Annotated in this window: 8 protein-coding genes; 5 read left to right on the top strand and 3 right to left on the bottom strand. The window is 69.2% G+C overall.

The annotated features are described in order from the left end of the window. Positions 1-158: 158 nt before the first annotated feature. From ACTOQ3_RS38835 to ACTOQ3_RS38825, 3 genes are all read left to right on the top strand, one after another. Positions 159-1,682, top strand: a complete 1,524-nt coding sequence (locus ACTOQ3_RS38835) for an ROK family transcriptional regulator (RefSeq protein ID WP_440088703.1) — start codon at positions 159-161, stop codon at positions 1,680-1,682. 124 nt (positions 1,683-1,806) lie between these two features. After that, positions 1,807-3,612 carry a glycoside hydrolase family 71/99-like protein gene (locus ACTOQ3_RS38830; RefSeq protein WP_440088702.1) on the top strand — a complete coding sequence of 602 codons (1,806 nt, stop codon included), beginning with the start codon at positions 1,807-1,809 and terminating at the stop codon, positions 3,610-3,612. Positions 3,613-3,831: 219 nt separating this feature from the next. Further along, the gene (locus tag ACTOQ3_RS38825; RefSeq protein WP_440088700.1) at positions 3,832-4,368 is read left to right on the top strand and encodes a hemerythrin domain-containing protein; all 537 of its coding nucleotides are present in this window, start codon (positions 3,832-3,834) and stop codon (positions 4,366-4,368) included. A gap of 126 nt (positions 4,369-4,494) precedes the next feature. Here the strand turns inward: ACTOQ3_RS38825 and ACTOQ3_RS38820 are convergent, their stop codons facing one another. Next, positions 4,495-5,388 carry an NmrA family NAD(P)-binding protein gene (locus ACTOQ3_RS38820; protein WP_440088699.1) on the bottom strand — a complete coding sequence of 298 codons (894 nt, stop codon included), beginning with the start codon at positions 5,386-5,388 and terminating at the stop codon, positions 4,495-4,497. A 103-nt stretch (positions 5,389-5,491) separates the two neighbouring features. On the opposite strand from ACTOQ3_RS38820, the gene ACTOQ3_RS38815 reads away from it, so the two are divergent. Beyond that, positions 5,492-5,857, top strand: coding sequence for a MerR family transcriptional regulator (locus ACTOQ3_RS38815; protein ID WP_440088697.1), 366 nt, complete (start codon positions 5,492-5,494; stop codon positions 5,855-5,857). A 208-nt stretch (positions 5,858-6,065) separates the two neighbouring features. Here ACTOQ3_RS38815 and ACTOQ3_RS38810 read toward each other — a convergent pair whose 3' ends face one another. Then, a complete protein-coding gene (locus ACTOQ3_RS38810; RefSeq protein ID WP_440088695.1) occupies positions 6,066-7,133 on the bottom strand; it encodes a hypothetical protein in 1,068 nt (355 codons plus the stop codon). Between the two features lie 130 nt (positions 7,134-7,263). Here ACTOQ3_RS38810 and ACTOQ3_RS38805 point away from each other — a divergent pair, with 130 nt between their 5' ends. After that, positions 7,264-7,716 carry a sugar nucleotide-binding protein gene (locus tag ACTOQ3_RS38805; RefSeq protein ID WP_440088694.1) on the top strand — a complete coding sequence of 151 codons (453 nt, stop codon included), beginning with the start codon at positions 7,264-7,266 and terminating at the stop codon, positions 7,714-7,716. 1,802 nt (positions 7,717-9,518) lie between these two features. Here the strand turns inward: ACTOQ3_RS38805 and ACTOQ3_RS38800 are convergent. Then, a complete protein-coding gene (locus tag ACTOQ3_RS38800; protein WP_440088692.1) occupies positions 9,519-10,274 on the bottom strand; it encodes a restriction endonuclease in 756 nt (251 codons plus the stop codon). Positions 10,275-10,928: the final 654 nt, after the last annotated feature.

The following is a 10,928-nucleotide window of genomic DNA, read 5'->3' as shown; positions in this document are numbered from 1 at the left end:
GTCTTCGTGACGTTCAGCGGGGCAGACACGAGATCACCTTAGACACAGCCGGACCAGACCGCGCCACCACGGGAACCCGGACGGACCGGCTACGGACGGGGCGGCCCGCGGAGGAGGCGGCGCTTTTCGTCGGCGCGGGGAGGGTGTTGGATGAGGGCATGCGTGAAGTGGACGGAGAGCGCGAGCCGGTGCGGACGGCGGCGGATTCGGAGAGCCCGTCGACCTCACCGTGGAGCGCGCCGTCGTTTCCGCCCCACGCCCGGGACGCGGGATGGCGCCCCACCCGTGGCGTGCCGGGCGGGACGCCCGCTCCCGGCGTGGGCGGTCCCGGTATGCGGCAGTCCCCCGGAGGCGGTCCCGAGCGCCGCTCGCGCGCCGGGCGCCCGCTCCAGGCCGAGCCGATGCCGGGCCGGCGCGAGGGCGGGGGAGGCCGGCTCCGGTCGCAGGCCGGGACACGTCCGGCGCTTCGTGCCTTCAACCAGCTCGCCCTCGGCTCCTACAACGAGAAGCTGGTGATCGAGAGCATCCGGCAGGCCGTGTCCACGAGCAGGGTGGAGATCGCCGAGCGCACCGGTCTCACGCCGCAGGCGGTGTCGCGGATCACCCGTAACCTGCTCACCTCGGGCCTGCTGACCGAGGACGCCCGCCAGTCGGCGGGCGCCGGCAAGCCGCGGGTGCCGCTGCGGCTGCGTCCTGACGCCGGTTCGGCCATCGGCGTCCACCTCGACCCGAAGATGATCACCGTGGTGGCCGTCGACCTGTGCGGCGACCTGCTCGACCAGCGGCACCTGCCCCTGCCGGAACAGGCCGACCCGCAGTGGTGCCTGGCGCAGATGACCCGCCTGGCACTGGAGTCCGCCGAGGCCGCCCACCCCGCCTCCGAGGCCCTGCTGGGTGTGGGGGTCGCCGTGCCGGGCCCGCTCGACCCCCGAGCCGGCCTGCTGCTCGACCCGCCGCTGTTCCGGGACTGGAAGCACGTGGCGCTCAAGGCCGAGCTGGCCACCCGGCTGGACGTCACCGTCATCGTCGAGAAGGACTCCACGGCGGCGGCGATCGGCGAGCGCTGGCTCGGCGCGGCCGACCGCGCCGACGACTTCGTCTATCTCTACCTGGGCGCCGGTGTCGGGAGCGGCGCCTTCCTCAACGGCGACGTCTACCGGGGACGTACGGGCAACGCGGGCGAGGTCGGCCAGTTGTGCGCGATCGCGACCGGCCGGCTCACCCCGGAGGGCGGTCCCGACCTCGTCCCCGAGTGCGCCCCGACGTCCGCGGTGGTGGACCGCGCCGGCGCCGCGGGCATGGTGGTCCCGCCGGGTGACGCCGCCTACGAGTGGGTCTGCGAGGCCGCGGCGCGCGGCGACCGGCGGGCGGTCACGGTGATCGAGGAGGTGGCCCGCGTGATCGGCCTGGGCGCCGCCGGGCTCATCGACCTGCTGGACGTCGAGCTGCTCATCATCGGCGGGCCCGCCGTCCTGCCCGCCGTGGCCGACATCTACCACGGGCAGATCGCCGCCGCCGTCAACGGGTTCCCGATGGCCAGGCACCTGCGCGAGGTGGAGGTCGCCCAGTCGCACCTCAACCGGGCCGCGGCGGCGGTGGGGGCCGCGTCCAGCGTGTTCCACGAGGTGTTCACGCCCAGCCTGGGCTCACGGACGCGAACGGCGCACCCGGACGCCGTGTGACCGCTCCCGCCGAGGGCGGGGGACTTTACAGAGACGGTGACCGGGATTCCGCGTGGATTGACATAGTCAATCCAATGGATTTACATATCCGTAACCTCCGTCACCCCCCACCGAAGGCTAATTCGTGAATAACCGCCACAAACCCCTCCTGAGAGCGACGCTGGCCGTCTCCCTCCTCGCGGCCGCCCTGAGCTGGTCGGCCGCGACCCCGGCCCTCGGCGCGCAGGCCGCCGCCCCGCCCACCGTGAAGAACAAGGTCTACGCCGGCTACCAGGGGTGGTTCAACGCCCAGGGCGACGGCTCGCCGCTCAACCACTGGCGGCACTGGTCCCGCGGGACACAGCCCTCACCGGGCAACCAGACCTTCGAGCTCTACCCGGACATGAGCAAGTACCCCGCCTCGGCCAGATACCAGACCGGGTACGCGGCACTCGGCAACGGCCAGCCCGCGACGCTCTTCTCCTCCTATCCGACGGCCGTGGTCGACCAGCACTTCCAGTGGATGAGCCAGCACGGCATCGACGGCGCCGCGATCCAGCGCTTCGGCGCCGACGTCGTCGAGCCCGGCTCGGCCAACGCCCAGGTCCGCAACACGATCACCTCCAGGGCCAGGGACGCCGCCGAGAGGCACGGCCGCGGTTTCTACGTCGAGTACGACGTCAGCGGCCTGACCGACGCCAACGTGGAGCAGGTCCTCACCCGGGACTGGACCGACGTGGTCACCGGCCAGCTCCGCCTCACCGACTCCCCGGCGTACGCCAGGGAGAACGGCAAGCCCGTGGTCGAGATCTGGGGCTTCGGCTTCTCGGACCGCCCCGGCACGGCCGCCCAGGCCGAGCGCATCGTGCGCTGGTTCAAGGACCGCGGCCTGTACGTCATCGGCGGCGTGCCGCGCGAGTGGCGTTCGGGCGCGGACGGCAAGCCCGGGTTCGGCCCGGTGTACCGGGCGTTCGACATGATCTCGCCGTGGATGGTGGGGTACGTCGGCGACACGAGCGGGCTGCTCGCCGGCGACCGTGACGCGCTGAACGCGACCGGCCAGGCCTACCAGCCGGTCATCTACCCGGGCTTCGCCTGGTCCAACTGGAACGGCGGCGCGCGCAACATGATCCCGCGCCGGTCCGGCGACTTCATGTGGGAGCAGGCCGTCGGCGTGCGCCGGGCGGGGGTGCCGCAGGCGTTCATCGCTATGTTCGACGAGTACGACGAGGGCACGGCCCTCGCGCCGGGCGCCGAGGACTCCTCGCAGGTGCCGACCAACCAGTACTTCCTGACCACCAGCGCCGACGGCAAGTACGTGTCGTCGGACTTCTACCTGCGCCTGGCGGGCAGGGCCACCCGCATGATCACCGGTCTCGACCCGCTGGTGACCACGGTGCCCATCCCGCTCAGCGCCGGTCCGGTCTTCTTCCGCACCAGCGTGGAGCAGGGCACCGACGCCCAGCCGACGTGGACGAACACCCCGGGCGGCGGCGGCACCACCAACGTCACCGGCCAGTCGCTCGCGGTCGCGACCGGTGAGGACAACCAGATCGGCGCGTCCGCCCTGCGCATCCGGGGCAGCGCCGCCTCCACCGCGGCCTCGCACGCCTACTTCCAGGTGTTCGACGTGAACATCCCGGTGACCGCCGCGACCAAGCTGCAGTACTCCTTCCTGCCGAAGGACGCGGGCGGCCGCAACGTCGCGGTGGACTTCGTGATGACGGACGGCACCACGCTCCGCGACAGCGCCGCCGCCACGACCACCGGCACCGACATGCACCCGGGCGCGGCCAAGGGCACGATCGGCTCGTGGACGCGGATCCAGAGCGACTTCGGCTCCGCGCTGAACGGCAAGACCATCGACAAGATCCTCGTCGGCTACGACCGCGCCGGCGCGGCCGGCGCCTTCACCGCCTACATCGACGACATCACCATCACCAACTCCTGATCCGGGCCCCCGGCCGGGGTACGGCGCCCGCCGCGGCGCCGTACCCCGGCCGGGTCACGTCACCGGCGGGGGAGGCCCGTGGCGGCTTCGCCCGCTACGGCCACGGTTGATGCTCACGCGGCGCTCCCGGACGCCGCCACGGCCACACCGGAGCCCGCCGCGCGCGCTCACGCGGGACTTCGAGGACACTGGGCCGAGCACCCCATCCGGAGGAAGAGCATGAACGCACGTTCCGAGGCGGGCAGCCGCCTCACCGCCATGGGCACCCAGTTGCTCGAAGTGCACATCTGGCTTCGCGAGATGCTGGAGGACCTCCAGGACAGCGTCGACGACTACTTCGACGGCAAGGGGCTTCCGCCACGGGATCTGCGTGCCCACTGTCTTTCCTTCTGCACGGCGTTGACGCGCCACCACACCGGCGAGGACAGGGGCGCGTTCCCGGCGATCGCCGAGGAGTTCCCCGAGCTGCGCAAGGTCCTCTCCGAACTGCGCACGGACCACAACCAGCTGGACTGGCTGCTGGGGAACCTGCAGAAACTGCTCGAGTCCCTTCCGGAGAAGCCCGACCCGGCCACGGCCTCCAAGGTGCGCGAGGAGGTGGCGGCGCTGTCGGCGATCATGCAGACGCACTTCATCTACGAGGAGAAGAAGCTGGTCTCCGTGCTCAACTCGATGGACGTGCCCGAGTGGCGCGAGAACCGGCCCGACTTCCTGCTGATCGACGACGAGGACGGGCCCGTGGCCCCTTCCCGGTGAGGCTCCACACCACGCGGCGGCATCGGGCCGGCCCTCCCCGTCCACCTGGCCGCCTGTGGTGCGGGGTGGCGCCGCCGGTCCGGTCCGGTCCGGGACTTCGGGTCCGCGTACGGTGACACCGCGGTATCAACCGGAGAACAGGGCGCGGTTGCTCTCCAGGAATTCCCGCAAGGACGTCGCGGGGCGGCCCGCCACCGCCTCGATCGTGCCGAAGACGCCGTCCGGCTCGATCAGCGAGCCGTTTCGCGTGCGTTCGAAGACGTTGCGGACGCACGCCATGTAGACGGGGTCGGCGCCTGCCGCGACCATGTTCTCGTAGAACACCCGCGGTTCGGCCGGCTCGTACCGCCAGGGCCGTCCGGTCACCTCGCCCAGCAGTTCGGTGATCTCGCTCAGCGACGCCGCCTCGGCGGCCAGGTCGTAGGAGCGCCCGGCGTGCGGTCCCGGATCGCGCAGCACGGTGGCCGCGACCTCGGCGATGTCGGCGACGTCCACCCAGTTCGGCCGCGCTTCGCCGACGAAGTGCGTGAGCACGCCCGGCGCCCCCAGGCTCAACCGCAGGTTCTGCATGAAGGAGGCGGGTCGCAGGTGCGTGTGGCCGAGCCCCGAGCGTTCGATGTACGCCTCGACGAGCTGGTGCCACGCGAAATGGACGATGGTGGTGTCCTCGGCGGCGGACACCCCGACATGGACCACATGGGAGACGCCCTCGGCCTTGGCCGCGTCCACGGCCGCCTTGGATCGCGCCAGCATCCTCACGTCGTAGCCGGTGAGCAGGAACACCCGGTCGACATCCGCGAACGCGGGCCGTACCGCCTGCAGCCCGGTGGTCTCGGCCTCGTCCAGGTCGAGACGGCGCACCTCGACCCCGCGCTCCCGCGACCAGGCCGCGGCATCCGGACGACGGGTGGCCACGACCAGGCGCAGGCGTCCTTCCCGATGATCGGGAACGAGCCTGTCGACGAGTGCGGAGCCGATCGCCCCGGTGGCCCCGATGACCAGAACGGTTGCCGATGACATGTCTCCCCCATGTATGGCTGGACGCATCGACCCGCGACGCGGGTCCCGGGGGAAACGTAAAGCCTCACGTCGGTGTGAAGGTCAAGCGCCTAGGCTGCCGGGTATGCGGATCGGTGAGCTGGCGCGGCGCACCGGCATGAGCGTGCGGGCACTGCGCTATTACGAGGAGCAGGGCCTGCTGGTGCCGGCGCGGGCCGCCAACGGCTACCGCGAGTACACCCGGGCCGCCGTGGACGTGGTCGGCTGCATCCAGCTGCTGTACGCGGCGGGCCTGTCCAGCGCCAAGGTCGCCGAGGTGCTGCCCGCGGCGTGCCGCGACGCCGCGGGGGTCGTGCTGTCCGGCGAGCTGACCGGGGAACTGGAGACGGTGCGGGTGCGGCTGGTCGCCGAGATCGAGGAGCGTCAGGCGTCGCTGCGCCTGCTCGACGAGGTGATGGCCGCCGCGTGCTGGGACGGCGTGACCCGTTGAGGGTGAGGTTCGTCTGTCTTGAGGCACAGCTCGGGTGGGCGACGCCCGCCCCACTGCCGACGCGCTCCACGGGTGGGCTCAGAGGTGCGGCGCCCGTCGCGGTGCCGCATCTCGGCCGAGCCGTGCCGGGGTGCCGTTTGCTCGACGGTTCTCTTGACGGCACCCGTATCTCTTGACGGCGCCCGTACGCGGGCCGTCCCGGACAGGGTCAGCCCTTGGGGCGCCACATCACGACGGTGAAGGGGCCGCCGCCGTTGAGGCTGTGGGCGGTGCCGACCATCTCACCCCTGTCGTTGACGGCGATGACGCGGGCGCCGGAGAAGCCGGAGAGCAGGGGCAGCAGTCGCGGGTCGGCCTCGTGGCCGGTCCACACGGCGGGGCCGGCGGGACCGTAGGGGGCGGTCGAGCAGGTGAAGTAGCCGGCGATCAGTTCGCTGTCGTTGATGTCGGTGACTCTGGCCTCGCCCTGGAGGCGGGGCAGGAGTTTGATCCCCGTCTGCGGGCTCCAGAAGAAGCCGTCGGTGCCGAAGCCGTCCGCTCGCGTGGAGGAGTGCCCGACCACCTGGCCGCGGTCGTTGACGGCCAGGGACTCGCTCCAGTTGCTGCCCAGCGTGCCGAGGTCGTGGACCTTCTCCCCTTCCAGGAGGTAGGCCCGGTCGGTGCGCTTGTAGTAGGGGGTGAAATCTCCCGTGATCCCGTGAGAGCCGGCCACCTGCCCCGTCTCGTTCACGTCGCGAGCGTGGCTCGCAGGTGCGAGCTTGAGCCGGGTGAGCTTCCCGTCGCGCCAGCGGACGGCCCGCCAGCGGTTGGTGTCGACGGGCTGGGTGGTGTCGATGAACCCGCCGACCACCACGCCGCGGCTGACCGCGTCGGGAAGGAAAGTGCCGATGTCGCGCATCTGCCCGTTCTGCCAGAGATACGCGTGGTCTTTGACGTCACCGGCGACAGCGGACGTTCCGGTGATCCGGCCCTCGTCGTCGATGCCCGTGGCGATGCTGCGCCAACCACCGGGGAGGGTTCCCAGGTCGGTCAGCCGGCCGTCCTCCCAGAGAAAACCGCGGTCCGTTTCGGGGTCGTCTCCGATGATCTGCCCGCGGTTGTTGATGTCTCTCGGGTATCCCTGGAAACCGAGGTCGGCCACCTCCCACCTGTCGGTGGTCGGCGGGCACTCGTCGGCATGGACGGCCGAAGCGGGCACGGCATGAGCCGCGGGTGCCGAAACGGCGGCGAGGGGCAGTGCGACGAGCGCACTGAGCACTAGGGAGGTGCGTCGCATGGAGGTCTCCTGAAGGAAGGGAAGATCGGAGGCGGCCCGCCACAAGCGACCCTATGCACCGGTGCACGAATGATCCCTTACGAAATGCTTAACGGGGTCTCGGGGGCAGTGCTTGGCGGCCGGGCATGAGGTGGCAGCGACCTACCTGACCCGATCAGGAGATGCCGCGGATGCCGCGGTCGCGCCGACCTCGGTGACAGCCCGGACATCCTTGATCATCGGTGACGGTGACTCTTCGCACGAGGCGCTGGTGCATTCACTGGCCACTGGCAGGAAAAAGGGAATGCTGTTCACCGACGACGTGCGATGTCCCGTGCATGTCGTCGATCTCGCTGCGGCGCTCCTCGAACTCGCCGTATCCGAGTATCACGGCATCCACCATGTCGCCGGAGCCGATGCGGTGAGCCGATACGAGCTGGGACTGCTCATCGCCCGGCGCGATGGACTCGATTCGGACCGGTTGCCTTCAGACCGGCGAGCAGACACCGACGTGCCCGGTCCGATGGACGTACGCCTGGAGTGCGGCATCACTCAGCGGCGGCTTCGGACCGAACTGCGGGGCGCGCGGCGGTTTCTGGGATGAGATCCACCGGTAATCGTGGCCTTTTCGACTTGCGATGTCACGGCGTTCTCCTCTTCCGAAGCAGGGGTGGCGTTGGGAGACACGTCATCTGCTTCGAACGGCGGTGTCTCCGCAGGCGAGGCATGGTGTCTTCCGCTCGGTCACGTGGTTCGCGGCGGGGCCGACACGATGTCGGGCGTGCATAGGACGGACATCGGCGAGGAGTCCGAACCGTCGGGTACGGCTGAGGAGATCGGGATCCGAGGGGCCGGTGCTCGGTCGGCCGAACTCGTCGAGCGGGTGGGCGCGGGCGAGCCGGTGCTGCGTCGTCGTCGGTCATCTCGATAGCGTCGCGCATCTGTCGTATGAGCAGGGTGTCGTCACGAATGGTGTCCGTGACAGGAAGATGGCCGCATCGCCATTGGTTGTCGTTACCGATCGCGTCCACCGTTGTCATCCCGTTATGGCGCCGGTGAAAAAGAATATTTTTCACATCAGAAGCATCGGGTGGTTGTTTTGGGGGCTCGCTGTTTGTTTTGGGTGTGTGTAGCGCATCGTCGGAGATCTTCTGGTTTTTTGTTGATCTTCGAGTGAAGATCACTCGATCGGGATAACCGGATTTTCGTTCTAGTCGGCGCTGTGATTCCCGTCCGCCGAGCAAGATCGAACGCTCCAGGCCAAACGATATGTGAGCATTGTCGCTGGTCAGTACAGGTGTAAGGGGCGCTGGGAGTATGGGTCGACGAAATCTACCATTGTGCACTTGTTTGGTCACTAAGGGTGATGGTCGCTGGAGTGTGTGGAATCGGTTGCGAATGGTGAGGCCGGGGCTGTTGAGTTGCTCCGACAGACTCCGGTGGGGCAGGCCGGGCCTGGGTTGGGCGTATCCGGCATGCGTCCCCTTGGCTCGCCGGCCGTTGCCGGGGAAGTGCGTATGGCTCGCTGCGGAATCCTCCACGTGTGCACGACCAGGAGAGTTCTGCGCGGGCCTTTCGCCGTATTAGAGACAAAAGTCCGAGTTCGGCAACGAAAGGAAACAGATGACCGACTCGCAACCGCCGCGGGAAGCGGACGGGGCGCCCGAGCCCGGAGAGCCCGAGCCCGGGGTGGATCGTTCCTGGATGGGGGAGGTGGCGCGGACGATCCGGGACATTGTCGACAACAATGCCCGGACCGCCCGCGCCTGCATCTTGATCGCGGCGGCAACCGCGGCCTGGGCCTTCTTCCGATAGTCCCGATGCATTCCTGAAACAAGGCCTCAGGGTAAAACGGTCTCCGACGCCCGACCGTCCGGTATAGCAAGATTCCCGGCGATACGCGGCCGATGATCCCGATTTACCCTGAGGCCTTCATGGTCCGTTCACCCTTCCCGCAATCGCGGGAAGCGAAACAGACGATCGCCCGGCCGCTGTCCGGCGCCATCGGGGCGACCGCGAAGGCCGCCCCGGGTGAGGCGCACGGACCCCGGCAAGCGTTGACGGAAAAGCGTAAGCCCTCCCATCCCTCGCCATGCAACCCCATCACGAGATCCAAATCCGGCGGATCGACCAACCGGAACACCTGTACGAACAGCCCAACCGTGATCTTCTCGCCCTCACCCCTTGGCTGGAGATCGGGTGCACGCCTGTTGACTGTTCGCCTTGTGGGTCCTCACCACCCCGGCTGCGGTCAGGGCGGCAGTGTCGAGACGGTCGGGACCTGCCGTTCGACGTCGTGCCCGCCGCCACCGACCTCTTCGGTGAACGGGGACCGTAACCACCAGCCACGCCGGTGGCCGCCGAGCTGATGCGGGCGGCACCATGCTCGTTCGGCGCACATCCGTTTCAGGGCCGGAGGGTGTCGTGGCGCGGGGTAGAACGGTGGTGGATGAGCCGGGAAGAGGTGTGGCGTAGACGCCGCCAGCGCCGCAGCGGGGTGGTCAGTCTCAGTAGTCGCTGAAGGGACGCCTCGCCGGTGGCCCAGCGGCTGAGCTCGTCACGGCCGAGCAGGTGGATACGGAAGTCATCGGCCGTCTGGCGGGCATCGCGGGTGAAGGAGCCGTTGGTGACCACCACGGCGACATCGCCGCCGTGCGCGGCGGCGGCTGTGCCGTTGACCTCGTAGATCACCCGGGAGCCGACCTTGGCGGCGGTGGTGGTGTGCTTGCACTGCACGACGATGACATAGCCGCCGTGCTCTCGGCCGATGACGTCGGCCGCCTTGTCTCCGCGCTGTCCCACGTGCCGAGCCGCGATGCCGTCTCGGATCATGAGGTCACGCACGGCCCGCTCGAAATCGGTGGGATTCATCGCATCCAGTTGCGGCAACGTCAGTTGCAGATGGCGCAGCCGCGCAGAACGCTGCCGGACGGTAACAGCCTTCCATTGAGACCATCCGATAATCGCCAGAACGGCGCACACTCCCACTGAAACCCCGATGTACCAGGTGCTGGAAATAGCGTCGACAACGATGGTGATGATCTGAATCGCGAAAGAGCCGGTGACGAGTGTGATGACGGCGGCGGCGCACCATTCCGCCGGCCCGGCGGGCATGCGCGGCCGGGGAAGGCGCCGCCGAAGCGATCTGATGCGGCGTTTCACGGCGCCTCGGTCGGGTCGGGGGGTGGTGGCTCCTGGTCGGCGTCGACGGCTTGCTCGGGGGCCGGGGCCTGGGCCGGGGGTGCGGGCTCCGACACCGAGGACGGCGGTTGAGCCGGGGTGGGCTGCTCATCGCCGCTCTGATTCCAAAACCATGCGAGGGCGGCTATGGCGGCCAGGAGGATCCAGCCGGAACCCTTCGCGCTTTTCGGTTTCGGTCTGTTGACCCAGTGTCCGCGCCGATAATACCTGCCTTGAGACATGGCGACTCCCTGAAAATGTCGGTGGCGTTTTGCCGGGTAGTTGCTTACGTGAGATGTAAACACGAGCCACCGACAGATGAGCCCGCATTTGCGGCGTTCGGGAAAGCCGAGAATGGATAAGTGTGTTTCCGCCGAGTGAGTGGATTGTCGCTTTCTTGGCGTAGCAGTCAGGGCTGCCCCGGTGCCTTACGCGCCACTGGGGCGGCTGGGCGAGCGGGCTTTGGCCGGGGCGACGGTGCCGGCCAAATGGGCGGCTGGACCTGAGGCGCCGCCGATTGGCGGGGCCCGCGCGGTCGGCGGCCCCAGCTCAGGGTGGGGCCTTCGGCATGTGCGGCCCCCGGGTGACCCGGCACTCCTTCGGCCGGGGTGTCACTCGCCCCTCGGAGGGCCGGGC

The sequence above is a fragment of the Streptosporangium sp. LJ11 genome (assembly GCF_051918945.1).
Classification (GTDB): domain Bacteria; phylum Actinomycetota; class Actinomycetes; order Streptosporangiales; family Streptosporangiaceae; genus Streptosporangium.
The sequence above is the reverse complement of the archived record's forward strand: the minus strand, read 5'-3'. Positions and strand labels throughout refer to the sequence as shown.

Bases quoted from the DNA above. Each gene is read 5' to 3' on its own strand.
- ACTOQ3_RS38825 (WP_440088700.1), top strand. From the start codon at position 3,832: ATGAACGCACGTTCCGAGGCGGGCAGCCGCCTCACCGCCATGGGCACC.
- ACTOQ3_RS38810 (WP_440088695.1), bottom strand. From the start codon at position 7,133: ATGCGACGCACCTCCCTAGTGCTCAGTGCGCTCGTCGCACTGCCCCTC.
- ACTOQ3_RS38820 (WP_440088699.1), bottom strand. From the start codon at position 5,388: ATGTCATCGGCAACCGTTCTGGTCATCGGGGCCACCGGGGCGATCGGC.
- ACTOQ3_RS38835 (WP_440088703.1), top strand. From the start codon at position 159: ATGCGTGAAGTGGACGGAGAGCGCGAGCCGGTGCGGACGGCGGCGGAT.
- ACTOQ3_RS38815 (WP_440088697.1), top strand. From the start codon at position 5,492: ATGCGGATCGGTGAGCTGGCGCGGCGCACCGGCATGAGCGTGCGGGCA.